This is a genomic window from Paraburkholderia sp. DD10, assembly GCF_049177125.1.
GTDB lineage: Bacteria > Pseudomonadota > Gammaproteobacteria > Burkholderiales > Burkholderiaceae > Paraburkholderia > Paraburkholderia terricola.
The window spans coordinates 2192304-2216455 of record NZ_CP185392.1; the positions used below are offsets into that span (position 1 = coordinate 2192304).

23 protein-coding genes are annotated in these 24152 nt (G+C 63.5%); 2 read left to right on the forward strand and 21 right to left on the reverse strand.

What is annotated here, in order from left to right:
* Positions 1-105 precede the first annotated feature (105 nt).
* Both imuA and ACOCG7_RS10020 read left to right on the forward strand, forming a co-directional pair.
* Positions 106-813: a translesion DNA synthesis-associated protein ImuA gene (gene imuA, locus ACOCG7_RS10015; protein ID WP_073431715.1), complete on the forward strand. Its 708-nt coding sequence runs from the start codon at positions 106-108 to the stop codon at positions 811-813.
* Positions 743-2212 (forward strand): Y-family DNA polymerase, encoded by a 1470-nt coding sequence (locus tag ACOCG7_RS10020; RefSeq protein ID WP_244745258.1) that lies wholly within the window; start codon positions 743-745, stop codon positions 2210-2212. Before imuA ends, ACOCG7_RS10020 begins: the two co-directional genes overlap by 71 nt.
* Before the next feature lie 90 nt (positions 2213-2302).
* On the opposite strand, the gene ACOCG7_RS10025 is transcribed toward ACOCG7_RS10020, so the two are convergent.
* The 21 genes from ACOCG7_RS10025 to ACOCG7_RS10125 form a co-directional block, all read right to left on the reverse strand.
* Positions 2303-2461 carry a hypothetical protein gene (locus ACOCG7_RS10025; protein WP_244745260.1) on the reverse strand — a complete coding sequence of 53 codons (159 nt, stop codon included), beginning with the start codon at positions 2459-2461 and terminating at the stop codon, positions 2303-2305.
* 28 nt (positions 2462-2489) lie between these two features.
* Positions 2490-3233 (reverse strand): acetoacetyl-CoA reductase, encoded by a 744-nt coding sequence (gene phbB / locus ACOCG7_RS10030; RefSeq protein ID WP_114164429.1) that lies wholly within the window; start codon positions 3231-3233, stop codon positions 2490-2492.
* Positions 3234-3395: 162 nt separating this feature from the next.
* Positions 3396-3968, reverse strand: coding sequence for a TIGR01841 family phasin (gene phaP / locus ACOCG7_RS10035; RefSeq protein ID WP_244745261.1), 573 nt, complete (start codon positions 3966-3968; stop codon positions 3396-3398).
* A gap of 247 nt (positions 3969-4215) precedes the next feature.
* Positions 4216-4416, reverse strand: coding sequence for a hypothetical protein (locus ACOCG7_RS10040; protein WP_073429157.1), 201 nt, complete (start codon positions 4414-4416; stop codon positions 4216-4218).
* Between the two features lie 682 nt (positions 4417-5098).
* Positions 5099-7321, reverse strand: coding sequence for a TOMM precursor leader peptide-binding protein (locus ACOCG7_RS10045; protein ID WP_244745263.1), 2223 nt, complete (start codon positions 7319-7321; stop codon positions 5099-5101).
* 112 nt (positions 7322-7433) lie between these two features.
* Positions 7434-7787, reverse strand: coding sequence for a BMA_0021/BMA_0022 family TOMM bacteriocin (locus ACOCG7_RS10050; RefSeq protein WP_083080862.1), 354 nt, complete (start codon positions 7785-7787; stop codon positions 7434-7436).
* Position 7788: 1 nt separating this feature from the next.
* Positions 7789-8154: a BMA_0021/BMA_0022 family TOMM bacteriocin gene (locus ACOCG7_RS10055; RefSeq protein ID WP_083080863.1), complete on the reverse strand. Its 366-nt coding sequence runs from the start codon at positions 8152-8154 to the stop codon at positions 7789-7791.
* Positions 8155-8188: 34 nt separating this feature from the next.
* Positions 8189-12250 (reverse strand): TOMM system kinase/cyclase fusion protein, encoded by a 4062-nt coding sequence (locus tag ACOCG7_RS10060; protein WP_421375322.1) that lies wholly within the window; start codon positions 12248-12250, stop codon positions 8189-8191.
* Positions 12247-13248 (reverse strand): FHA domain-containing protein, encoded by a 1002-nt coding sequence (locus tag ACOCG7_RS10065; RefSeq protein ID WP_083080867.1) that lies wholly within the window; start codon positions 13246-13248, stop codon positions 12247-12249. Before ACOCG7_RS10065 ends, ACOCG7_RS10060 begins: the two co-directional genes overlap by 4 nt.
* A gap of 419 nt (positions 13249-13667) precedes the next feature.
* The gene (locus ACOCG7_RS10070; RefSeq protein ID WP_421375325.1) at positions 13668-14660 is read right to left on the reverse strand and encodes a GlxA family transcriptional regulator; all 993 of its coding nucleotides are present in this window, start codon (positions 14658-14660) and stop codon (positions 13668-13670) included.
* Positions 14644-14802, reverse strand: a complete 159-nt coding sequence (locus ACOCG7_RS10075) for a hypothetical protein (protein ID WP_421375327.1) — start codon at positions 14800-14802, stop codon at positions 14644-14646. The genes ACOCG7_RS10070 and ACOCG7_RS10075 overlap by 17 nt, the downstream gene beginning before the upstream one ends.
* A gap of 389 nt (positions 14803-15191) precedes the next feature.
* Complete coding sequence (locus tag ACOCG7_RS10080; RefSeq protein ID WP_421375329.1) at positions 15192-15887, reverse strand: DUF2968 domain-containing protein; 696 nt, start codon at positions 15885-15887, stop codon at positions 15192-15194.
* A gap of 59 nt (positions 15888-15946) precedes the next feature.
* Complete coding sequence (locus tag ACOCG7_RS10085; protein WP_421375331.1) at positions 15947-16612, reverse strand: DUF2968 domain-containing protein; 666 nt, start codon at positions 16610-16612, stop codon at positions 15947-15949.
* 165 nt (positions 16613-16777) lie between these two features.
* On the reverse strand, positions 16778-16966 hold the full coding sequence (locus tag ACOCG7_RS10090; RefSeq protein WP_421375333.1) for a hypothetical protein: 189 nt from the start codon (positions 16964-16966) through the stop codon (positions 16778-16780).
* A gap of 108 nt (positions 16967-17074) precedes the next feature.
* The gene (locus tag ACOCG7_RS10095) at positions 17075-18892 is read right to left on the reverse strand and encodes an OmpA family protein (protein ID WP_421375334.1); all 1818 of its coding nucleotides are present in this window, start codon (positions 18890-18892) and stop codon (positions 17075-17077) included.
* Positions 18893-18895: 3 nt separating this feature from the next.
* Entirely contained in the window at positions 18896-19186 is a 291-nt protein-coding gene (locus tag ACOCG7_RS10100) for a hypothetical protein (protein ID WP_073429167.1), read from the reverse strand.
* A 54-nt stretch (positions 19187-19240) separates the two neighbouring features.
* On the reverse strand, positions 19241-19591 hold the full coding sequence (locus ACOCG7_RS10105) for an H-NS family nucleoid-associated regulatory protein (RefSeq protein WP_073429168.1): 351 nt from the start codon (positions 19589-19591) through the stop codon (positions 19241-19243).
* Between the two features lie 157 nt (positions 19592-19748).
* Positions 19749-21587, reverse strand: coding sequence for a tetratricopeptide repeat protein (locus ACOCG7_RS10110; protein ID WP_154875041.1), 1839 nt, complete (start codon positions 21585-21587; stop codon positions 19749-19751).
* Between the two features lie 34 nt (positions 21588-21621).
* Positions 21622-21942, reverse strand: a complete 321-nt coding sequence (locus tag ACOCG7_RS10115) for a hypothetical protein (protein WP_083080885.1) — start codon at positions 21940-21942, stop codon at positions 21622-21624.
* Positions 21943-21967: 25 nt separating this feature from the next.
* Positions 21968-22858 carry a peptidylprolyl isomerase gene (locus ACOCG7_RS10120; protein ID WP_186814144.1) on the reverse strand — a complete coding sequence of 297 codons (891 nt, stop codon included), beginning with the start codon at positions 22856-22858 and terminating at the stop codon, positions 21968-21970.
* A gap of 60 nt (positions 22859-22918) precedes the next feature.
* Positions 22919-24058 (reverse strand): DUF2827 domain-containing protein, encoded by a 1140-nt coding sequence (locus ACOCG7_RS10125; RefSeq protein ID WP_154875043.1) that lies wholly within the window; start codon positions 24056-24058, stop codon positions 22919-22921.
* Positions 24059-24152 lie beyond the last annotated feature (94 nt).

Here is a 24152-nt window from a genome sequence, read left to right on the forward strand (position 1 = left end):
CCAGCGCCCTCTCCCTGAAAATTTCCCGAAAAAAGTGCCTGTTCGTGGCTACGAAAATCCGTGTAGGATACTGTACATGCATACAGTGATTTTTCCGCAACTCCAATGACCACCGCGCTGCCCGTCCCCGAAGCCATCCACCCGTCGCTATGGCGGGCGTCGCAGCTTGCGCGCAGCCGGGGGCATATCGTGGATACCGGCTATCCCGCGCTATCGGCGGAATTGCCCGGCGGCGGATGGCCGGTCGGCGCGCTGGTGGACCTGCTGGTGCAGCAGGCCGGCGTGGGCGAAATGCGGCTATTGCGCCCCGCGCTCAGCGAAATGGAGAAGCGGCCGATTGCAATGGTGCAGCCGCCGCACGTACCGAACGGCCTGGGCCTCGAATACATCGGGTTGTCGTCCGAACAATTGATGGTTGTCCAGGCTCCGAAGACAGCCGACGCGCTCTGGGCCGCGGAGCAGATTCTGCGCGCCGGCAGTTGCGGCGCACTGCTGTTCTGGGCGCAACACGTTCAGACCTCGTCGCTGCGGCGGCTGCATCTGGCCGCCCAGTCTTCGGAAACGCTGTTCTTCATGATCCGCCCGCTGGCGTCGGCACAGGATGCCTCTCCCGCGGTTTTACGGCTGGCGCTGCGACCCGAACGCGACGGCCTGACCGTCGACATCACGAAGCGACGAGGTCCGGCACGCGCAGAGCCTCTGTCCATTCCCCTGCAACCCACACCTGTTCTGTTTTCGCACCATGCGCGTATTTCTCGCCGTTCACCTGCCCCGGTTGCAGCTCGAGGTCTTCCGGCCGAAGTGGCTGCCTGAGCCCGCGCACGGCTGCGTGGTTCTCGAACGGGACAAGGTGCTCATCGCGGATGGCGTCGCCAGGTCCGCGGGGGTGCGGGTCGGCATGAAACGCGGCGGCGTGCTGACGCTCGCGCTGGAGATCGAAATTTACGAACGCGACGCCGGCCGCGAGCATGCCGCGCAACGCGAGGTCGCCGTGGCGCTCATGCGGTTCTCACCTGATGTCGCGGTTCTCGACGAAGCGGTTGTCGTGGTGGACATCGGCGCGAGCCTGCGTCTCTTTGGCGGACTGCTCGCTGTATGCCGGCAGGCGAAAGCGATCCTCGAAGCCATCGGACTGACCGCGCGGATAAGCGCTGCGCCGACCGGGCAAGGCGCCTGGCTGCTCGCGAGGAACCGGAACCGGCGCGTGCTCAAGGTCGATTCGCTGGAGCAGCAACTGTCGGTGCTGCCATTGGAATCAGTGCCGGAAATCAGGCCGTTTGCCGACTGGTTCACCGGTCTCGGCTGCGAAACGATTGCCGACGTGAGACGGCTGCCGCGCGCGGGCCTGCAACGACGTTGCGGCGAACATCTGCTCGACTCGCTAGACCGCGCTTTCGGCACGGCGCCGGAACTGTTCGAGTGGCTGGCGCTCCCTCCCACGTTTTCCGCCCGCATTGAAATGCCCGATCGTATCGAGCATGCGGAAGCGGCGCTTTTCGGTGCGCATCGTCTCATCGTGCAACTGTGCGGCTGGCTGTGCGCGAAGCAACTGGCGCTGACGGGCGCGACGCTTCTGCTCGAACACGAACGCGGCAGGCAGGCCATCGAGCCGACGCCCATCGAGATTGCCCTGGGCGAGCCGACATGGCGGGAGGATCATCTGGTCCGACTCGTCAGGGAGCGTCTTGGCCGCATTGAACTGACCGCCCCCGTTATCGCGCTGCGGCTCGATGCATCGAACGTGCAGCCCGCCGCACCGGCATCCGATACGCTGTTTCCCGAGCCCGGCGGCTTAGCCGCGGACCACGCCCGTCTCGTCGAACTGCTGGTCGCGCGGCTCGGCGAGGACAACGTGCTCAGGCCCGCGCCAACGGCGGACTACCGGCCCGAAATCGCCAACCGATGGGTGCCGCTCGGCAGCACGTCGGAAAGCACACGGTTGCCGAAAGCGCTTCCGCGGCCCACCTGGCTGCTGGAGAAACCCGTGCGCCTGCTAATGCGAAAACACCGCCCGTTTTACGGTTCGCCGCTGCGCCTCGTGTCGCCTGGCGAACGCATCGAGAGCGGGTGGTTCGATGGCGAACTCGTCACGCGCGATTATTTCGTCGCTCAGGGTGACGACCAGAGCTGTTTCTGGATATACCGCGAGCGCATGAGCAGTCGCGATGCGGAAGAAGAGCCGCGGTGGTTCCTTCATGGCCTGTTCGGATGAAGCGCCACGAATACGGCCTTCGACGGCGCCTCGCCTGCGCGAGGAACGCCGTCAACCCGATCTTCACCACAGGTTAGCGAGAGCGAAAGCTCAACGCCGGGCGCTGCCCAGGCCGTACGCGTCGCGATGATAAGCCAGCCGTCCAAGCAGGTTTCGGCGCATTTGCTCCCGGCGATAGTGAGCGACGACGAATGCTGTCGCCGTCACCAGCACGAATGAACCTACGACGATTGCCACTGCTTCACTCATCGGAACCTCCATTGCTGATCTCCCGGGTTCACTGCAGGTGCTGCCCTCCGTTGATCGCGATGTTGGCGCCGGTCACGAAGCCCGCTTCGCGCGAGCACAGGTAGAGCACGAGCGCGGCAACTTCGTCCGGCTGCCCGAGCCGGCCGACCGGAATCTGCGGAACGATCTTCGTCTCGCGGATTTCCTCGGGCACGGCCATGACCATTTTCGTGGCGATATAGCCGGGCGAGATCGTGTTGACCGTGACGCCTTTTTTCGCCACTTCGAGCGCCAGCGATTTCGTGAAACCGTGCATGCCGGCCTTGGCCGCCGCATAGTTGGTCTGGCCGAACCCGCCCTTGGAGCCGATGATCGACGACACGTTGATGATGCGGCCCCAGCCGCGCTCGACCATGCTGTCGCACACGGGCTTCGTCATGTTGAACACCGAATCGAGGTTGGTGCGGATGACCGCGTCCCAATTGACCTTGTCCAGTTTCTTGAAGCTGGCGTCGCGCGTGATGCCGGCGTTGTTGATCAGGATGTCGACCGGTCCGACTTCGGCCTTGATCCGCGCCGCGCATTTTTCGCAGGAGTCGTAGTCGGCGACGTCGACGCCATACGCGCGGAACTGTCGTCCCTCGGCTTCCATGCGGGCGAGCCACTCGTTCGCACCGGTGTTGCCGGGCGAATAGGTGACGGCGACCGCGTAACCGGCGTCATGCAACTTGATGCTGATCGCCTCGCCCAGTCCACCCATGCCACCCGTTACCAACGCGATCTGCTTTGCCATTGAATCGTCCTCGCAATTACCGGCGGCGTGCCCGTCGGGAGCAACACCGCCCTCAGTCAAATGGGATGTATGGGAATGCCGGATTCCTCGCCAGAGTGGCTAAAAGGAATGCTGTCAATAAAGCTGGAACCGATAACGCGGGCATTGCTGCCCGCGTCGGTCTTAATGCTTCGCGCTCGCGGCCACGATAGCCGACTCGGCACTACGTTTGGCGGACTTGGACGCCGAGGCCGTCACGGCTTCGAGATTGGTCCCGGCCATTTCCACGGCCTGTTGACCCGTCTTCTGCAGCGATTCGTACAGCGTGGCGGTGGCGCTGATCGCGGACTTCCATGCGGCGATCGCCGCTTCGGAACCGGCGGGAGCGCTCTTCGCCGCTTCCCCGATGAGTGCCTGCAGGTTCGCGTTGTACCGTTCGCAGTGCGTCTGCGCGAGTTGCGCGACCTCCGCCTGCGTGGTCGACGCGATGTCGAACAGTTGACGCGTGTATGCCAGTGATTTCTCCGCGAGCGGCGCGGCGAAACCGGCTTGCAGCGTGAACCACTGCTGCGGCTCCGCTGTGCCGGGCGCCTTCGTCAGGCTTTCCCGCGATTCCGCCAGCGTGGACTTGACGACCTGCAGGTTCAACGCAACCAGTTTTTCGACGCCTTCAAAGACCTTCCCGGTCAATCCGAAGAATGCGTCGAGGCCAGCTTTCTGCGATGCGGCGATTTGCTCGGGACTCGATAGAGCCATTATTGAAATTCCTCAGGATTCAATTCGCCGCACAAAGCCCGATCGATCGGATGTGACCGGATGCCGCACGACGAATGGCGATGATGGATGAACCGAAGCGCAAGGACGCCTGCCAGGCAGCATGCGTCGCGAATACTTCGGAGGGTCGTTAAAACCAGGGGCACTTACACATTAAAGTCCAACTAAAGCCACTTCGCTTACTTTCTTGGGCGCGCTCGCCGCGTGGCGCGGCGGCACACGCCGCAATTCAATAACGCCTGCGCGCGACCGCCTTGAGAATGGACGCGCCTTCGCTCGTGACGTGAGCACGGGGATGGCCCGACGCGAGACGCTCGAGCGATATGAGTTGACGTTCCAGCAGCGTGTCGAGTTCGACGCGCTCGAGGTCGATCTGATCGGGCGCGTCCTTGAGGAGCATCAGGGTGGCGAATTCATGGGGACTTAGCATTGTGTCTCCTCGATTTAATCTGTCGGTCCGGAAGCATTAATTACCGTTCCGGCGGCAAATGACGGGAAATATTTCCCCTCTCATTTGCGAAGCAAACGTTCGGGAAATCCTTACGGAGACGTCATCATAACCGCTCAATTTTCAATTGCAATATGGTCCGTACTTTTTTAATTCGTCTGGTTATTTATTCTGCATATGAATGGCGGTGCGGGGGCGTCTTCCCTGTTGAATGCGGCGACCTTGTTCGCCTTGATGGGCGTGGGTTCTGGCGGCATCGTGGCATGCCGGCGTGTGACGTTGGCAGGTCCAACAATGGGCCTTCGAGCCGCCATGATTCATATCTGAATATGGCGTTTATAGGCTAGCATTGTCTTTATCGGACATGGCCGCCTTATAGGGCCAGCCCATATACCGTAATTAAGAAATAATTATTACGCTGATATGCGAGTCGCCTGTTTTCATAATTTTTACTCGTAAAAGGCATAAGCGTCGACTTCCTCGCTGTCGCGAAGGGCCACGGTTACTACCGGCAAAGCGCAGGCGAAGGGTCGTTTATCGACACCCTTCCGCCGTGACTTTGATTCACAGAGGCCCTGTGTCCATGTTCAGCGAACATGGACACGGGACCGCCTGTTAGTCGAACGAACACAACCACAACAGCCCCTGCAAAACGACAAACACCTCAAAGAAACAGCAGCGCCCCATTCAACTCCGATTCGCGGCGCGTCGCCTCGCGCCATCCCATGCGCACGGGAACCGAATAAAGACGCCGCGCGCCAAAGCGCGGCCAGAAATGGCAAAGACCCGGCACGATGACCTGCACCACGGGCAAGCCGATATCGGGCCGCGTCTTATCGACAACCAGCACGTCCATTCCAGCCGAGGCGATTCGCGCGACGCAATGTTCGACCGCCGCCTTCAACGTACCCGCATCGACTGGCGGCCATGTCGAACTCGTCGTGCGGAGCATGTCATTTGCCGGATACAGAAACTCGGTGCGCGATAGCTTCGCGTGATCCCAGGGCGGCGGGCCGTCGGCTGCGAGATCGAGCAACTGGTTGACTTCGGTCAGCGCTCGCTGCGTGGCGATACGCGCGTCCAGATGGCAACCGAAGCCGATCGAGAACCGTCCGTTGGACGTATTTTCCGCAAGCGCGACGACCGTCGGCACGGCCAGGTCATGGCTGATGTCGAGCGCCCAGAGACGCCAACCGAGCGCTTCGTATTCACGCACGAGCGCATCGAAATACGGGTCCGCGAAACTCGCCAGATCGATTCCGGGGCGGCGTACCTGGTTGTACCACCAGATCGCGACGGCATCGCGTTCGATCAACTCGAGCAAGCCTTGCAAAATCGCCTCTTCGAGGCACGATCCGGCTGCGCAGCCATTCGGGTTATGCACGCACGGCACGTCGGGCTGCGCGCTCTCGGGCGTTTCCGCATAGCAGTAGCTCAACGGTACGAGCCGGCGCCCGCCCGTGACGAGCGACCACGCGAGAGTCCAATCGATGACGTCACGTGGCGAGAAAGGCCGCGGCACCTGTTTTCGAACATCGTCGGTCAACGCATTGATGGCATCGCGCTCGTCGAACTGGCGTGCGCTGAATTGCTGAAGATCGTTGACATGGATAGGCGGATCGTCGGGAAGGTCTTCCATGCATGCGGTCACCCTCATCTCGTCACCCTGATAGACGCTGCTGAAACGCTCGAGCGCCTCGCACAATGCGCTCACGCGCGCTTGCGTGTCGGTGGCGCCCTTGCCGGAGCAGACCCTGTCGAAGCGATTGTCGCGCGGCACGCCCGCGGGACACACGAGAAAACCGGCCGCATAGACCTTGCGCAGCCCGGCGTGTCGCTTCGGCATGGGATGGAGATAGGCGATCGGCCCGCTGACCGGCGACACCAGGTGCGCGTAACGCTCGAACACATCTTGCGCATCGGCATTGCGGTAGCCGCCGCCATCGCGCTTGAGCGCCGTGCCATCCGCAAGCTGCGGCGCGCGCGCCGCCTGCTCGCGCATCCACGCGGGATTGCCGCAGCGCGGGCATTGAGGCCGCCTGAGCACGCGATGCCGCGCGGTGGCCAGCGTGTCGAGGCGCAACGAGACGATGTGCGTTCGCGCGCGCTCCGATGCCGCGGGGTCGACCGCGATCTGCTCGATCGTTGCCGCGACCAGCGCCGCCGTAGCCGCCGCGCCCGCGCGCGAGACGGCCGCTGGAACGCGCGCCGCGGCGCGGCCGTGATGGCGCGCGAGCAGCGCCTCGACGGGCCGGTTGAGACGGGTCCAATAGCGGACGCATTCAACGCAAGGCGCGCTGTCACACACGGTATCGGCAACCAGCAGCGGGCCGATTAGCGGCTGCACACCATGGGCGACCACGATGAGCAGCGCGCCGCCGCGAAGCGATACGCGTGCGGCGAATTCGGCGAGATCGTCGCGGTCATGGGAATCGGCCAGGGCGACTGTCAACCCGGCATCCGGTTCGATGTCGATGCCTGCTGTCGCCAGCGCGTGTCTAAGCGGCGCGTCGTCGACACCGAACGTTTCGACAGTCACGCGCTTGCGGGCAAGGCGCTCGCAAGCGGCGTCGCCATCCAGTCCGATGCGCTCGAAGAAGCCGCGCGCCGCATCGTGTTCGCCAGGCGAGTCGATGCGCACGTAGGCTCGGCGCACCAAATGATCGAGTGCCGCGAGCACCTGCCACTCTCCAAACGTCACGGCGAGCGCTGTGATGATCTCGCCGATCGTCACGCGCGCGCGCAAGCAGGCGGCGATTTGCACGAAGACGGCGCCGGACAGCATCGTGCGCTTGAATTCGTCGACGACGAACAGCCTCTCGGCGCCCGCGTCGAGCACGAGCAAATGCGGCTTGAAGCGCAGCACGCGCGAAAAATCGTCGAGCATCGTGTGGGGTTCCGTGCAGGGAAAACGGCGGAAGGAAGCGTGCCCGCGCCGCCGATGCCGGCCCGCCCGCCAGGCGCGGGCCGCATCGCCGTGCGGGCTCGGACCGCCTGCGTCAGCAGCAGGTGAAGACGTAGTTCGGCCCGGCGTCGCTATAGGCCGCGAGCGCGACGGCTTCCTCGCCCGGAAGCTCCGGCCGTGCCGGTATGCCGACGGTCATGGTATTGGGCGGCAGGTTCCAGCGTTGGTTGTGTTCATCCCATCCGTACTGGCCGCCCGGATCGACAACTTCCAGATCGATCAGCCACGGGCATCGGTAGTCCAGGTACCGGGCAAGCGCATCGGCGGGATTCTTCAGCAATTCGTTTCTGAAGCTCTTGTCTTCCCACGAAAGCGCGATTGCGCGCAGATAGACCTGCTGGAACTCCAGCATCGATTCGAGCGTTGGGGTCGCGTTGTCCATTGCCATCTCAAACTCCCGGTTGGATGTGGTGATCCATGATGTAGAGGTGTTTCGCGTTGTAAAAGGCGAGCGCGAGCGCGTGCTGCTCCTGCTTCGCCGGTGCCGGCGGCAGGACCAGCGTGAACCTGTTCGTCTGCTGGGTGGTCCAGCCGCCGTTGATGGCGGGCGTCCATGTCGCCGACTCCGGGTGCACCTTCAAGTCGATCTTGAACGGATACTCGTATCCGAAACGGTTCTTCAACGTCTCGACAGGATGCTTCGTCAACTCCTGGAAGAACGCCTGATCGTGCCATGCCGTGGCAATTGCCTTGATGATCACGGCTCGGTATTCGATAAACTGCTCGTAGGTCGGCGAGCGAAGATTCTGAGTCATCGGTTTTCTCTCCTGAAAGAAGGAATGGGACCACTTACGGCAATGAATTCAACGTCTCTTCAGCGCTCTTGACGATGCGGGACATGCCCGCCTTCGTTGCAATCTCGAATGCGCGCCGGCACGCATGCATGGCGGCGGCGCCATTGCCGCGCGGCTCGATCCGGCGCAGGTACTCGCACTTTTTCAGCAGCAGTTGCGCTTCGTAATACCGCTCTCCGATCGAATCGCACAGCGCGAGACATCGTTCGACCTGCGCTAGCGCGGCCTCGTAGTCGCCGCGCCCCGCATCGATCTCGGCGATCAGCGACGCGTAGTAGGTCAAGCCGAGCATCCCGCCCGATTGGCGCAGCGCACCGACATGCGCGACGGCGCCTGCGCGATCCCCTTCGGTCCATGCATGAATGATCGCGGCGTAGTGCCTGACCGCATGCAGTTGGTGAACCTGCGAGAGGCGCAACGTTGCCTCCGATGTGGCACGCGCGGCGTCGCGATCGCCGGCCCACTGCTGGGTGCGCGCGAGGTACAGAAGCGTGACGCCGAGGGTCGGCAAGTGGTCGAGGCAGGTCGCGCGGTACACGGCCTCGCGCCCCATCGCGAGCGCAGCCTGCGGCGCGTCGTCGACGCACCAGAGCACGCTCGCGAGCGACGCCATGGTCCAGGCGCGCGTATCGAGTCCCAGGATGCGCCGATGGTCCGCATCGCGCCGCACGTCGTAGCCGGCGAGCGTCGCCTCGAACGCATCCCGCGCACGCGTGTAGCTGCCGTCGATCCACAGGCTCATGCCACGCATCGCATCGGCGGCGACCCGCACGCCGGGATCGCCGCAATCGGCCGCCAGCTCGTCGAGCCGCATGCTGATGCGCTGCACGGTGCCGCGGTCGCCTGCGACGTGGTAATAGGTCGACAGCGTCCACAATGCGCCGATGGCGAGCTTCTGATCGCCGAGCGTCAGCACCAGCCGCAAGAGCCGCTCCGCATGCTCGCGCACCTGCGGATCGGCCCAGCCGAAGCGGGCCATCGTCGCGTGCGTCAACGTGGAATGAAGGTGGGCGCTGTCGTGTTCGCGCTCCGCATAGTCGGCCTTGTCCAGCCAGTCGCAGGCGGACTGCGCGTAGCGGATCGAGTCGTCGTAGAGGGAGCGGTCGAGCGCGCGCCGCGCTGCCTCGATGCCATGGCCGATGGCCTCGGCGAAGACGCCCGCATGCGCGAAGTGCTGCGCGACGCGAAAAGGTTGCGCTCCGGTACCACGATCGGTTTTCATGGCTAATGCGCGGGCTACCCGCGTGTGGTTGCTGCGTCGCAGGGTGGGCGGCATCGATTCATAGGCGGCGTCGCGAATCAATGCGTGGCGGAACGTGTAGAACACGCGGTCGAGCCGATGCCGCGCGTAGACAATCCGCGCTTCGATCAGAAGCCGTAGATGATCGTCGAGCACGCAGGGCTCGTGCGGCGACGCGTCGGCGAGCAGTTGCGCATCCACTTCGAGCCCGATGGTCGCGGCGAGCTGCGCGGTGTCGCGCGCTTCGTCGATCCGGTCGAACATGAGGCCGAGCAGACTGCCGAGACTGACCGGAAGCGGATGCGGGTCCGTTGCCCGCAGTCCGGACAGCAAGCCGTCCGGCTCGGTGGTCGTGCCGCTCGTCATCAGCTCGCGGACGATTTCCTCGATGAAGAGCGGGATGCCCGCCGTGCGCTCGGCGAGCAGGCCGAGCGAAGCCGCATCCAGCGACTTCTGGTCGAACAGTGCCGAGACCAGGCGCTGCGTGTCGTTGCGCGACAGGCGGCGCAACACCAGGTGTTCCGTGCCGGCACGCCAGCGCTCGAGGTTGCCGGGCCGCGACGTCAGCACGATGCAAACGGTCCGGGCCCGCGGCGAGCGGCGCAGCGACTCCAGAAAATCCTGGGTCGAGCGGTCGATCCACTGAACGTCCTCGACGACGAGCAGGATTTCAGCGCCGTCGCCAAGCGAGACGATCAGTTGTTCCAGCACGTCGAACAGCGCCTGTTGTTCGCGCACGCTCGACCATAGAAAGCCGCGGGCATCGCACGGCAACCCTAACCATGCGGCAAGCGCCGCGCGTGCCGCCACGTGGTCGCACGCGAGCGGCGCGATCATTGTGTCGATCGCCGCGAGGGCGAGATCGACGGGGCCGTCGGCCTCGATGCGCCAATGGGCGCTGATAAAGCGCAGTATGGGAAACAGCGCATGATTCGCCCGTTCCGGCAAGCAGGCGCAATACGCGAACGCATGACCTTGCGTTTGCACCGCCTCGCATAGCTCATGGACGAGCCGCGACTTGCCGATTCCCGCCTCGCCGACCACCAGCGTCGAGGGGTCGTGCGAAGCGCCCTCGCCCGCCCTTTCCCGAAGATTCCGTGCGCGCGTCGCGTGCCAGGCGCGCAGCAATATATCGAGTTCACGGTCGCGACCGAGCATCGGCGCGGTCGCGCCGTCGTCCAGCCAGTCGAATGGGATGGTGCTGCGGCGCTCGCCGAGCAATTCATGAACGCGCTGCGGCATCATGCCCGCCCGAGGCAGTTGCAGCGGGGTCGGCCGATAATCGACGTGGCGCTCGAGCGCCAGGCGCGCATCGTCGCTCATCAGGATTTGGCCCGGCGTCGCGAGGCGCAGCAGTCTCGACGTCGCGGCGGGCGTCGAGACGCCCGACATCAGCGACGCGCGGGCATGCACCTGCCCGACGTGAATAGCCGCCGCGACCTCGACGCGCCAGCCTTCGCTCGCGGGCCGCGCACCTGCGGCCCGCGGCTCCGTCAGCCGGGCGCGTGCGGCTTCCCTCACCATCTCGAACGCCGCTCGTGCCGCGCGGCGCGCGGGCCGGTCGACATCGCCCTGCAATCCGAAATAGAGCAACAGTGTGTCGCCGAGCCGCCCGCCCACCTGTGCGCCGTAGCCCACGGCGATATCGGTGCACCTGGTCAACCAGCGCTCCTCGTAGCCGTCGAGCGTATCGCGGTAGTCGGCGTTTGCATGCCGCTGCGGGCCTTCTCCGGCGATCGTGACGCTGCAGCACAGCGTGGTGATCTGCCGGGATACGCCCATCGTGCCGGCGGTCCCGGCATGCGGCGCGAGGGTGCCGGTGCGAATCCGGCCGCTCGCCTCGCGGGAGTCGAATTCGCCGACGAGCGCGGCGAAGTTGAGCGTGCGGAATTGCGTCGCGAGTTCGTCCGCCGAAGCGGCACGCTGCTCCGGGTTCTTGTTCAACGCCCGGCGCAATACCGAGCCAAGCGGATGCAAGGCGATCGACGGGGGCAATGCGATGTCGACCGGGCTGAGCTGCTGATAAAGAATCTCGGCCACGCTTGCGCCTTGCATGACCGCGCGACCTGTCAGGCATTCGATCACCAGCAGTCCCCACGCATACAGATCGCTTTTGAGCGTCGGCGCCTCATTGCGCAATTGCTCGGGCGAGCAATACTGCGGCGTGCCCAGCACTTCGGTCGCCTGCGTCGAGGCCTGGCCTTCGATGCGCTTCGTGCCAGGCAACGCGGCGCCAATGCCGAAATCGAGAATCTTCGCGTGCAGACCGTCATCCGCCGTCGTGATCAGGATGTTGCGCGGGTTCAGGTCCCGATGAACGACGCCGTGCCGATGCACGACCGCGAGCGCGTCGAGCACCTCGGTCATCAGCCGCCCCGTATCGACGGCCGACAGCGCGCCCTCTGAAGCCAGCCAGTCACCCAAGGTTCGGCCCGGCACGAACTCGAAGACGGCAAAGAGGCGTCCGTCAGGCGCCTCGCCCTTGTCGAGCAACGCCACCACGTGAGGGTGATGCAGCCCTTCGCAGAGATGCGTCTCGCGTCGAAAGCGCGCACGCTGGCGCGCGCGCCCGGCCGAGGTCTTCGTGATGTCTTCCCGAATGAGCTTGATGGCGACGTCTTGACCCGTGTCGCTACGGGTTGCACGGTAGACCACGCCGTTTCCGCCTTGGCCCAGCATCGGGCCGACGTGGTAACGCCACGTGCCGGCAAGCTCGGTGAACGGCGCGGCGTGGCTGGCCGGCGAACCGGCGTGTTGCGGCTCCAGCGTCTGCGGCATGCTGTACGGTGGCGACACTGGCGCTTCCCTGGCGTTCATGCGGGTTGTAAGACCGGGTTTGCCGTTAGGCCGTGGAGGTTGATGCGCTGCTGCGCGCTCGACACCGATTCGCATTCGAGCTGCTCGCCGCGAAAGACGCGAAACGGGAAGTCGCCCATGCGAACGCTGCCGCGCCGACGTTCGACGAGCTGGCTTGCATCGAGTCCGGGGACGGCGGCGAATTGCGTCCGCGCGCGGTGAATCTGCACGTTGACATGGGATGGATCGAGGCCGAGCATGCGCGCCAGTTCGTCGAGTTCGATCCAGCCTTGCGAGGCGGCTTCATGGCCCGCATGCATGTCGGCCGAGCGGGCTCGCGCGAGCATGACGAGGCTGTAGTGATGGACGCGCTCGCCGAGATCGACTGTGCCACCGCGAATATGCAGCAGCGCGCGCACGTGCTCTTCGTTCTGGCTAACCAGGAAGTCGAGCCGTTGCGTCGCGCCCCCAAAAACGCCGGGCAACGTCAGCACCGACGTCGAGCCGCTACGCGCCAGCGCGAGGCGCCAGGCAGCGTCTCCCACGGACACTTCGTCGCCGTGACGCAAGAGACGCGGCGGCGACGTGTCGTCGCAGAACCATTCGCCTTCGGGTGATTTGAAAATCGCAATCGACGGGGTGACGTTCGCGAGCAGCACATGGCTCGCTTCGAGCACGATCGGCTGCACCGCGCCGCCTATGGGCCACAGCGTATCGGCGGGGTCGTCGAGCGAGTCGATACGCCAGGGGGCGACGCCCAGCTTTCCGAATCGGATCACGTCGCCTTGTTTCAGGACCGCGTGTTCGCCATTGCGCAGCAATGCGCCCGATATCGACGTGCCGTTACTGCTGTGATCGTAGAGTTCCCATTGCCCACCGTTCCAACAGATGTGGGCGTGGACGCGGGAGACCGACGGATCGCGAACGACCGTGTCGCAGCGTGCGGCGTCGCGACCGAACACGTGGTACGCGTGCAGCAGGCACGCTTCTCCGGAAGCCTGGTTCTTGAGTGTTGCCATGCGCCGCCCCGCGATAGGTTCGCCCGGTGTTCGACTGGCAAATCGAAGCGGCCGGGCCGGCGCACTTCATGCCGAAATGCCGCTGACGCCAGTACTGAACATAGTGGCTTAAATCGGTTTTGAACAACGTTCCTAACGATTTCCGCAAGTTGCTTTGTAAATCACCGTTTAGTCGCCATGCATTTTTCTAAATAACCTTTAGCACTGAGTTTTCATGTTAGCAAATTGCCAGGAGGAGAATTGTCAAACTTTACTAAGCGAAAATTTTAAATAAATCCATTCCGCATAAACGATTCGCGGCATTGAATGAATCGTTAAAAACCCGCTTGAAAAACGCTGCTCGGCTCGGCTGAAGATGTTTTGGACCGCGCCCCGCGCGTCCGCTACTACCTGCCCGCGCGCAGAGGCGGAATCCGCGCTCAGGACAAATTGCCTGGAGACGCTTCTTCGCGTAGCCGATAGTCGGTGGGGGTCGTGTCCAGATACTTTCTGAACAGCTTGGCCAACTGACCGCCGCTGCCGATCCCGCAACGCCGCGCGATTTTATCGACCGGCAACCGCGATTCAACGAGCATCCGGCAGCTCATGTTCAGACGCGCACGAAGCAGATACTCGGAGGGCGTCATGCCGATTTCGCGCTTGAAGCGCCGCAGAAAATTGCGCTCGCTCATTGCCGCGACTTGCGCGGCGTCGTCGATCGAGATGGGCCGATCGACGTTTGCGTCCAGCCAGCGCGCCGACGCCAGGATCTTCTCGCTGACCCGATGCGCCGCGCTGCGCGTAATGGATGAGTCGAAGGGCGTCTCGTGCCGCGGCTCGACCGATTGGGCAACCCGCCGCGCCAGTTCAAAGCCGAGATCCGCTTCGACAATGCGCAGTGCCGTGGGCACGGCATCGGATACTTCGCTCAGCAGCACCGGATAAAGGCCGCCCGCTTCGTTGCGGCGGTGGAGAACCGGGATGGATCGACTGGGAAGCCCGGCCGCTTCCAGAAGCAGTTTTCCTTCCGAGATCGGATGAACCATCTCGCTGAACGGATACCTGCGGCGCAGCCAGTTGCCAAGGCGTTCATCGCGGCACGCCTGCTGCGCGCCGGCCCCGCCTGCGATGAACAGCAGGTGCGTGTCGTTCGTGCCGCGGTGCGACGCGACGTCCTGGGTCCAGACGAAAATGGACGATGAACTCGCGATGCGGCCGCCCGAAGCCGAAAGCAGCGAGACGCGATAGCGTGCGGAATCCGATCGCTGGGATACGGCGAGCGCGTTCGCCTTTTCGAAGATCTCGATGATCGCTGCGACCTCAGGCAGCGCAAAGCCATCGAACAACGCTATGTCGACGCGAGTGGTTTTGCTCGTTTGCCCCGGCACGGTTGCTTGCCGCGAGCAGCACGACGGACTATGAGCCCGCTGCATTCTTTTCCCCCGGAGTATGACGGCTTGCAAAGCGCTCCGGGTTAAATGCGCCGATATGAATTGCCTCGATTGACCAATTTCTTATATTCGTTGTATTTGCCGACGCAATAAATTCGGGTTGTGCAATAACGACAGCTTCCATTTTTGAATCTCCTCCAATTCGAGTTACTGGACGGAGTGGTCGATGCGGGATTTCTTGCGAGCGGTAGCGAGAGATTGCCGGCATTTAACCGGTGATACTGTCGGCGCGGGTTTCGCCGACGGGTATCTCGGTCATGATTGGAGGCCGGCCAATCCGGGAAAGCACTCGCTAGAACTTAAAACTAGTCCCGAGGGCTGGCCCGATCAATTACATGCGATTACACGGCGGCGGGATTGCGGCAAAAGGCGAGGTTCAGACTGGGGTTAGACGTGCGATCGCCTGCTTTCAGAGGCTTTCAGCGCGTCGTCCACCCGCAACGAAGGCGCGACGCCCTCGCATCGATCGTGCGAATGAATCAAGCAGCGCCGCCAGCGCCACCCCGTTGAACGTCACGAGCCCCTCGACCCACGTTTCCTCCGAACGGCAGGCAGTCCCGCATCGAGTTGATGTTGCAGCTTGCCGAGTTGACCTTGCGTCTCGCGCAACTGCGCCTGGGCCGCTTCCTGCTGCGCGCGCAATCCCGTCAGTTCACTGCGTGCCTGCTCCTGGCGGCTCGTTGCGAGCGTCTGTTGTTCCCTGGCGATATCGATATCCGCCTGCAGACGGTTCTGCTTCGCCTGCGTGATCGCCAGGCGCTGTTCCGTCTGCACCTTCTGCGCTTCCAGCTTGATGCGACGCATCTCGACTTCCGCCAGGCGCTCGGCCTGCCGCGAGAACGTGGCGTAGACAGCCTGTGCGCGCCGCTCGTCCTGCGTCTTCACTACGCGCCAGAAGTCTCGTTGCTGCAGGAGTGCAACGTAGTACGTGCCGAGCTTGCCGTCGAATAGAAGGTCGGCGCCATAGCTGCCGTTGCGCGACGCGCGCAGCACGTCGAGTGCATTGCTATTCGTGAGTCGTTGCAGTTCCGCGATATCGCCCGCCGGCGGCACGCCTGTCGGTTCGGTGATGAACCCTTCTTCTGCTGGTGCGCTCGGCGGCGGCGCCGACGCCGCGCCCGGAGACGACTGTGCATGGGCTCCGGTGCAAATACCAATGAGAACAAAAGCTGCGAGCGCGAGCACGCGGTTATGCGATATCTGATTCATGGGTTGCATCGTATTGTTAAAAATCCGGTGAAGACCCGCTATTGATGAAGCGTGTCCGTTCATTTCTTGATGTTCTCGTCCCGGCGGCTCTGAACATGCCGGATGCCGTCATTGTTCGTCGCGCTCAGGTGTTGAACCTGCCGAAGGCTCACGTTCAATCGTGCCTGCCCGGCCACGCGCTGCGCTTCGAGCTGCGCGAGTTCCTTACGCACCTGATGCTGTTTTCTGGTAACGCGCTGCGTCTCTACCGCGTCGCGCTCGAGATCGTTGCGAAGCCGTTCGGCCTGCGCTTCCGATTCGCGGATCATGCGGGCCACGTTGTCGTTTTGCGCGAGGAGTTGGGCGCGCCGGGTTTCGCCCTCGGACAGCCGTGTCGCCTGCTCCTGAAGATGGCGAAAAGCGGTCTCCGCTGCGTCCAGCCCGACTGCCGTCAGCACTCGCCATAGCGAACCGTCGTGGTAGAGCGCGACGTAATAGCAAAGACCCTCGCCGTGAAAGTGCAGAACGACCGAATAATCGAAACTGTGGAATGCTCGCAATTGCGTGAGCGCGCCGCTTTCCGCCAGCCGCTCGACTTCCGCAACGTCGGCCATCTGAAGCGCGCGCACGCCCGGCTGCGACGTGACGATCGACACGGCCCGAAGCGACGCGATCGTCTCCGAGGCTTGCGTGGCGGCGTCATCGGCATCGTCGGGCGATATCGCTGCGTGTTCGAGCGGCGGCACATCGTTTTCGATCCCGGACGTCTCCGCCCGCGATGGAGCGGCTGAAGTTGACAGGCTTCGCCGGTTCAATAGATTCCTCAAGACAAATCCCATAAGTACTGCGCTTCACGATTAGAAAAACGTCGTCTAACGAAACCGTCGAGTCCTGCATCGCAACGCCATGTCTTAGCGAGCAACGAGCGTGGACGGAAAAATCAGCGCGAGAAGCGTGTGAAGCAACGCCCAGGCAAAGACGAGCGACAACGGAACGGCCATGATTGCCGCGACGATCTTCGCTCCCGCATACCGCCTGGGCAATAAACCGGCTTCTTCTCGCCGTGAATTGCCCACGCTGCATGCCTTCATGTCGCGCAAGCCTGCGCGTTCTGTTGGAGTCGTCCTCATGGACAGATAAACCTCATCATGCGATTGGCCCCGCGCCTGCATCGAGCCGGCTGCACGCCGCCTGCGCGCTAACCCGCTTCACGATGCCGCCGGAACAAATTCGACACGCCGATTCGCGAAGCGGCCGCCGGCGACCAGATTGCTCGTCACCGGCCGTGCCGCCCCGTAACCCTTTGCGTCCAGCAGATTCGCCGGCGCCCCTGCGTCTACGAGAAACGTGCGCACGGCATCGGCCCGCTTTTGCGAAAGTTGCAGATTGGCCCGCGGCTCCCCAACGTTGTCGGAAAACACCGCGATGTCGAAACGCATTGGCTGAGCGCGGTTCGCGCAAGCCTTCATTAACTGCGCCGTCACGCTCAGGTTCTCTCTCGCCGATGAAGGAACGTGTCCGCTCGATTTCGCGAAATTCACCACCTGGAGATTCAGCACCTTGGCCACCTCGGTTGCCGTGCACGGGCTGCCGGCGTCGGTAAGACGAGTCATCGCTCGCAGAAAGGCATCGGTCGCGGCGAGGACAGTTCGATCGGCGTTGAACGCGGCAATGTCCCACGACGAACCGAATTCGCGCTGCAGGCGCTCACGCCAGCCAAGGGCCTCGCTCGTCGCCGCGCCACCCAGTTCCATGCGTCTTCCGTCGATCCTCGCCTCTGCTCGCGGTAGCGTCATCAGGAGCAGCAGGTCGTCCATGTGACCGAGCCACTCCGCAGGCGCCGTGCGAGCTTCGACGGTGACGTCGCTCGTAAAACGTCCCGCGCCGAATTTGCGGGTCAAGGCATCGACGAGTTGTTGTTTCTCCGCATCGCTGCCTACCACCGCCATCAATTGAGGGACACCCGTCCGGTCCACGCGGAAAGCAAGCTGTGAATTCGTCGTCGGGGCGGAAACGACTGGCGACGAAGCGGCCGCAACGGCACCGGATGAAACAACTGCGGCCGGCGTAGCCGAAGCAGCAGCGGCTGACACAGACGACACAGACGACACAGGCAACGCAGGCGCCGCTACCGCCGAAAGAGCGGCAGATGGCGAGGCGGCAGGTTCCGGTGCAACGCCGGATGCCGCGCGGGTCCGCTCGGCAACAGGACGCTCGCTTGAGGCCGCCGCCGCCGCGTCCGCCTGCGTGGGGTGAAGCTGGACATATGCAAAAACCGCGGCCAGAACCAGCGCGAGCGTCGCAAAGAGCGGCCACACCCATTTCGGAGACGACTGCCTGCGCGGAGTCGAAGCGGCTACCGCCGGCGGCGTGGCGACCATCGCGTCGACGGCGGCACCGTTGGTAAGCGTCGGCGCTTGCGGCGCGGCACGGCTTGTCAGCGCATCGAGGCGAGCGGATATCGAATCGTTGAAGTTCGCCGCGTGATCGAATCCAAGCGAGCGGGCCACGCCATCGGTGACATATCCGGCGATGGCGGGTAGCTGAGCGTCGAGCAACGCCGGAAGCTGCTCAACCTCGCCCTGTTCGATCAGTACGTGATGTTTGAGCATGCCGAACAGCACGGCGCCGACCATGCCCGAAAGCACGTGCGACGCTTGCGGCGGCACGCCCGCCTGGCCGGCTATCTGGTCGCTGAGAACGGCGATGCGGCGGCCGGTGGCCCGCGCGATCAGGCTGTCCCCGGACGCCTCCAGGTCCTTGATGCCGGCCACGGTCGTCACGATGTGCGCGAGTTCCTCGGCGATGCGCGCGTTCGATTCGGCCGACCTGAGCGTCGAAAACTCCGTCGCGGCGCCCTCGGGCGTGGTCGCCCCGGCCATCAACGCGGCAATCAGCACGGGCGCGGCATGCGCGACCACGCGTTCGATGAGCTCGGGCGAAAGGCCGATCTGCCGTGAGAGCTGTTGTCTCACTGCTTCCGTGAAGGCCAGGCTGATCGACTGCGCGAGATTGATTGATTTCAACGACTACTCCCAGGTTATTTTGTTTTTGACGGGTGGTCTGCCGCGAGGCCGCTCGCACCTTCGCTGCAGCGTGGCCGCACGCAGCTCCGCCTCGCTCGAAAACCGCCAGTCGCAGTTTTCCGACTGGATACGCACGCATCCCGCGTAAATCTGGATGACCGCTTCCTCTCCCCAGGCATCGCGCATGCAGCGCAGCCACGCGCGCTTGCGGCGGTCGAGGTAGAAAGGCCAATCGTCCCGGCGCGGCGTGGATGAGGCCGGCACCGGAAAGCGAAACTCATTGGAGAGGTCCATATCGGTCGTCAATGCAACGCCACGAATTGCGCTTGCTGCTGAACCGCCGGTTCGTCACGCAGTCTGCTGGTCCGTCGCGAGTTCATCGTCGTCAACGGTATTGCCCGCATGCGCATGGGCGGGCGCGAGCCTGAACCGCTCACGGTCCTTGCCCCGAATCCATAGCGGCTCCCGGCCAACGCCGGACCACGTTGCGCCTGTCTGCGGATCGAAATATCGCGCGGGGCGTTTTCCGCGGACGGTGCTATTCGCGTCGAACGCAAAAATCTGCGCGGACGTGAATCCGAACTCCTGGACACAGGCGCGCACCTCGATCAGCACCGCATGCGCGGCAGCGCGTCGCTCAATTGCAATCTGCTCTTCCAGACTGAGCTTCTTCTCGATGTAACGGCGATATGTTTCCATGACTGACCACCTCTTCAACATGCCTGCTCTTCCAATCCCGGCGCCATTCGTTCCTGCGTTCGATCCCCTCGGAGCGGCGACGAGCGCAGGCCATCGCGCCAACTGCCCGTGAGGTCTTTTCGCCCGGCCGCCCGTCGCGGCGAGCGGATATCGCACGTTAATGCACCGACATCTCCATCGATGCAGATTCGTCGTCGCGAGAGGCGGCGCCTGGATCGGGCGCTCCGGCAAATGCGGCGAGTTGCGCCGCAACCTCGTCGAGCACGGGTTGCCACTGTCCGAACGCCGGTTGCCGGTACAGCGTGACCGTGGGATACCAGGGACTGTCGCGGCGCTCCGTCATCCAGAGCCAATGCGGATTGACGTCGAGCAGCACCCACGTCGGCACACCCAGGCCCGCGGCCAGGTGCGCGACGGATGTGCAGACGGTAATCACCAGGTCGAGGTTCTCGATAAACGCCGCGGTGTCGTCGTAGGTGGCGAACTCTTCTGTGTGATCGATCAGACGCAGCCCTGCCTGCCCGGCCTGCTCCACCTCGCCGTCCGCGCCGACTTGCAGGCTGAAAAACTCCACCCCCCTGATCCCGCCAAAGGCTTTAGCGATCTCGGCCGGTTTAACGGACCGCCGCGAATTGCGCTGGTGCGTGCGGCTGCCGCTCCACACCAGGCCGACCTTGAGCTTGCCGTCGTCGGGCAGACGCTCGCGCCACGCGCGAACCTTGTCGGGGTCGGCTTTCAGATACCCCGAGCGCAGCGGCAGGTCCTGCAGCGTGACGCCGAGCGTCAGCGGCAGACTGCACAGCGGCAGGTGATAGTCGAATACCGGCAGCGGCCGATGATCATGGGCAATGATGGTGTCCGCCACGCCGCCGAGGCTGCGCTTCAGAAGCGGCAGCAGATTGCCGAAGCAGCAGTAGATCAGCTTTCCGCCTTCGCGCTTCACCCGCTCGGCGATGAGCGGCACGAACCGCACGAACTGCATGACATCGCCGTGTCCCTGCTCGCCCCACACGAACAATGTTTTGCCTTCGAGCGGTTCGCCGTTCCAGCGCGGCGCCGGAACGTTCGGCGATACATCGCGCAGTTCGGGCGAACCGCTCCAGCGCGCCTCGTGATTACGCCAGCCGTTCGCATAGTCGCCGCGCAGCAGTTGGAGCATGGCGAGCGTCCAGACGAGCGACAGGTTGGCGGGCTCGAGTGCGAGCGCCCTCTGTGCGACAGCCAGTGCCCCGTCCCACTGCCGATGTTCGCGCAGTACGTAAGAGTACGTCTGCAACGCGGTCGCATAGTTGGGCGCGAGTGCGCACGCGCGCTCCGCCGCGACGAGACTGTCGTCGATCTGTCCGCGCTTGAGTAGCACGGTGCCGAGATTGGTCCACGCAAGCGCGTTGTCAGGGTCGTCCCGCAACGTCTGTTCGAACAACGGCTGGGCGCGGTCGTATTCGCTCAGTTCGAGGTGGGCCGCGCCCATGTTATTGCGCAGCATCGGCAGGGCCGGGTCGATCCGCGCGGCGTGCCGGTAAGCGTCGAGTGCCTGAAGTTGATGACGTGCCTGCTGATGCGCGAGTCCCAGCCTGAACCACGTACCGGCCTGCTCCGGTGCGCGCTCGCACCGCACGGTAGCGATATTGCGCGCCGCGTCGAATTTGCCCAGACGCAGCAATACATCGATCCAGTCGACCATCCAGTCGTCGCCGGGTGCGCCCTCGCCCCATGCGCATTCGAACCACGCGTCGGCGCCCGCATCGTCGCCGAGCCTGATCGCCAGACGCGCTCGTTCAATCAGCGCTTCCACGTTGGTCGGATCCGCATGCAGCGCGCGGTCCAGCAACTCGCGCGCATCGGCAAAGCGCCCCCGCAGGCACCACAGACGGCTTGCCACCACCAGCTCGCGCGGGTTGTCCGATTGTGTCGCTCCGCGCGCATCCAGGAGGTGGGATGCCGCAATCAGATCCCCGCGCGCAATCAGCGCCTCGACATTTTTCAGATTCGACATCGTTGCATTCCCCATTGATGTATTCACGCCCGCGTCAAATTCCCTGCACCGCGATACCGAGCAACAAGCCCAGAACGAAACCGATCAGACGACCACGCCACGCGGCCTGATCGGTTTCGGGATCGCGGAAAATGCTGCGGCGCGCGCTCGGCACCTGGCCAAGCAGCACGGGCCCGGACAGCAATATGAATGCGGCCACTCCGGCCGCCACCGCGACCACGATCGCGGGCGCGGCATTGTCTAGCGCCGGCAGATCCGGTGCGAAGAAGAAGACCGCCAGCACCGTCCAGCATGCAACCAGCCCACTCACGATCAGATTCCGGATGAATCGATCCGTATAGCTCGATACACTCATATCCGCTCCGCCGTTCCGGTTGTTTTCAATCCTGGCGACTGTTGCGTGGCGGCACGATCACCGCCTTTGCGGCAAGCGTGCCGACCAGTTGCGTGAAGGCCCGCTCACTCGCCTGCGATTCCATCCTTTGACGCAGCGACGCTCTCGCCTGTTCATACGATGGCGTCACCACCGGCCGTTTCGCGTCGAGCTTCACGATCACGCGCTGATTGCCGACGGCAACTGGCGAGCGGCTTATCTGTCCGACATCGAGCATCGAAACGGCCAGCGCAAGCGGCAGCGCCAGGCCCTGCGTATGCCCTTCGCTCACTGGCGTCCTGAAGCTGAACCAGGGCAGCGCGCCACCGTCGGTGCGGCTGGGCGCAACACTGTTCTCAGCCGCCAGCGTCTCGAACGGCACACCGCGGTCGAGCTTCGCCAGCACCGCTTTCGCCGTGAGATCGTCTCGCACGGTAATCACGCGAGCCTTGTATTCCTCTGTACCGAGCTCGGCCACGATCGCGTCATAACGAGCGCGTACCTGCGCCTCGCTGATCGCCTCGGGACGCATGTGCTGCGCGATGTACAGCCTGTTTTCAGTGTCGACGCGCGCCTTGCGCACCGCCTGCGCGACCTGTTCCGTGTTGCCCAGCTTTTCCTTCTCGGCCGCCTGGCGAATCAGTTCGCGTGCAATCAGTCCCTCGGTCAGCGTTTGACGCTGGGCCGGCGTGTCCGGCTGGCCGCTCGAACGCACCGCTTCGTCGAGCTGCGCCCGCTGAATCGGCATGCGGTTGACGGTCGCGATCACGTCCGCGTCCGCGCCCTGTTGCGGCGGCGTTTTCGCCACCGCAACAGGGCCGGCGATCATCATTGCCGCCATACCCGAAAGCATCGCTACCCGGCGCACGCCAGCCAGCATCATGTGTTTGCTCTTCAATTTCATCTCCGTGGTGCTACCGTTGATTTATCCATCGCCAGGGCTGCATGTGCCGGGACGTCAGCTCCCGGCGCCCGGATCGCCCACCAGCGCAAAAAGCAATTCGTCATAGCGGGCGATGAGCGGTTCGTGCGTCGACAGAAACGGCCGGATGGCCTTTCTCTGCCGGGCGCGATACGCCTGCCAGTCATCGTTGTGATGTTCGATTGCACGGACAAGCTGGTTCGAGCCCTCCTCCACATCGTTGCCGGGGTAGAAGTAGCCGACATCCCGGCATAAATGCGCGTTGTGCACGAGCGCATAGCCGTTCCAGCAGGCGTCGAAATAGAAGTAGTTCAACGCGAGCCCCCACTGGTGCGAGACCACGATATCGGTGTGTTCCGACAGGAACTGCGGCGTATCGTGACGGCCGACGAAACTGACCTTGCCGTCGCGCACGAGATCCAGGTGCTGCGCAATTCCAATGAACTCGGGACTGTTGCGTGCGAGGTGTTCCGCGTTCGTCACGTGGACGAAACTGATGCCACCGCCCACCTTGCGATACGCGCTCTCCGCAATCAGCAGCGGATACAGGCAGAACTTCAGCACGTTGATGTTCGCCTCCATGATCGACAGGCGCTTCGGCGTGTTTCGCGGACGGTACTCGCCCGAAAATGGCAATTCGCGGGTTCTCATGTCCAGACACATCGGGTCCCACACGAAGGGCACTTCCCGCACCGGCTGTCTGCGCAACACGCCGAAAAAATGCGCGCTCGTCTCCATGACCTGCGGAATGACCCAGACCTGGTCATATTGCTGATTGATGAATACGGAATCGCACATGCGCCGTGAAAAGATCATCGCCTCCATCATCTGCACGTATTCCGGCCCGCAGCAGTAACTGACGATCTTCGTGCCGCGCGACCTGAGATACGAGGTCTGTTCGCGATCGATCTGGCCGCCCAGTTCGATCAGCACGTCGAGCGAGTCCTTCGCATCCGCGAAGCTGCGCACCGGAAAACGCTGAAGATCCCACGGCAACCGCGGCGTGATCTCAACCGCCGTCGTATTGACGAGCACGACCTCGTGCCGATGCGGCGAGTGCTGGAAAAGCTTGGCCAGGTACAGCGCGTTCTGCTTGATACCGTTGACCCACATGCTTTCCGCCGCATCGCGCAAACCGATCGTGATACCGATCCGAAGCGAACGTATCTTTGTCATGCCTTTCCCCCGAACTGCATACCAGACTGAACAACCCTCGCTGTGCTTCAGCGAGCCCTGTAAAAGACGAACAACCGGCACCTTCAGTCATGTC

Coding starts and splice junctions, on each gene's coding strand:
- ACOCG7_RS10040 (WP_073429157.1), bottom strand. CDS start 4,416: ATGCTAAGTCCCCATGAATTCGCCACCCTGATGCTCCTCAAGGACGCG.
- ACOCG7_RS10050 (WP_083080862.1), bottom strand. CDS start 7,787: ATGGCAATGGACAACGCGACCCCAACGCTCGAATCGATGCTGGAGTTC.
- ACOCG7_RS10075 (WP_421375327.1), bottom strand. CDS start 14,802: ATGGAAGCTGTCGTTATTGCACAACCCGAATTTATTGCGTCGGCAAAT.
- ACOCG7_RS10115 (WP_083080885.1), bottom strand. CDS start 21,942: ATGAGTGTATCGAGCTATACGGATCGATTCATCCGGAATCTGATCGTG.
- ACOCG7_RS10020 (WP_244745258.1), top strand. CDS start 743: ATGCGCGTATTTCTCGCCGTTCACCTGCCCCGGTTGCAGCTCGAGGTC.
- ACOCG7_RS10110 (WP_154875041.1), bottom strand. CDS start 21,587: ATGTCGAATCTGAAAAATGTCGAGGCGCTGATTGCGCGCGGGGATCTG.
- ACOCG7_RS10105 (WP_073429168.1), bottom strand. CDS start 19,591: ATGGAAACATATCGCCGTTACATCGAGAAGAAGCTCAGTCTGGAAGAG.
- imuA (WP_073431715.1), top strand. CDS start 106: ATGACCACCGCGCTGCCCGTCCCCGAAGCCATCCACCCGTCGCTATGG.
- ACOCG7_RS10065 (WP_083080867.1), bottom strand. CDS start 13,248: ATGGCAACACTCAAGAACCAGGCTTCCGGAGAAGCGTGCCTGCTGCAC.
- ACOCG7_RS10025 (WP_244745260.1), bottom strand. CDS start 2,461: ATGAGTGAAGCAGTGGCAATCGTCGTAGGTTCATTCGTGCTGGTGACG.
- ACOCG7_RS10125 (WP_154875043.1), bottom strand. CDS start 24,058: ATGACAAAGATACGTTCGCTTCGGATCGGTATCACGATCGGTTTGCGC.
- ACOCG7_RS10045 (WP_244745263.1), bottom strand. CDS start 7,321: ATGCTCGACGATTTTTCGCGCGTGCTGCGCTTCAAGCCGCATTTGCTC.
- ACOCG7_RS10070 (WP_421375325.1), bottom strand. CDS start 14,660: ATGCAGCGGGCTCATAGTCCGTCGTGCTGCTCGCGGCAAGCAACCGTG.
- phbB (WP_114164429.1), bottom strand. CDS start 3,233: ATGGCAAAGCAGATCGCGTTGGTAACGGGTGGCATGGGTGGACTGGGC.
- phaP (WP_244745261.1), bottom strand. CDS start 3,968: ATGGCTCTATCGAGTCCCGAGCAAATCGCCGCATCGCAGAAAGCTGGC.
- ACOCG7_RS10060 (WP_421375322.1), bottom strand. CDS start 12,250: ATGAACGCCAGGGAAGCGCCAGTGTCGCCACCGTACAGCATGCCGCAG.
- ACOCG7_RS10080 (WP_421375329.1), bottom strand. CDS start 15,887: ATGAATCAGATATCGCATAACCGCGTGCTCGCGCTCGCAGCTTTTGTT.
- ACOCG7_RS10055 (WP_083080863.1), bottom strand. CDS start 8,154: ATGACTCAGAATCTTCGCTCGCCGACCTACGAGCAGTTTATCGAATAC.
- ACOCG7_RS10100 (WP_073429167.1), bottom strand. CDS start 19,186: ATGGACCTCTCCAATGAGTTTCGCTTTCCGGTGCCGGCCTCATCCACG.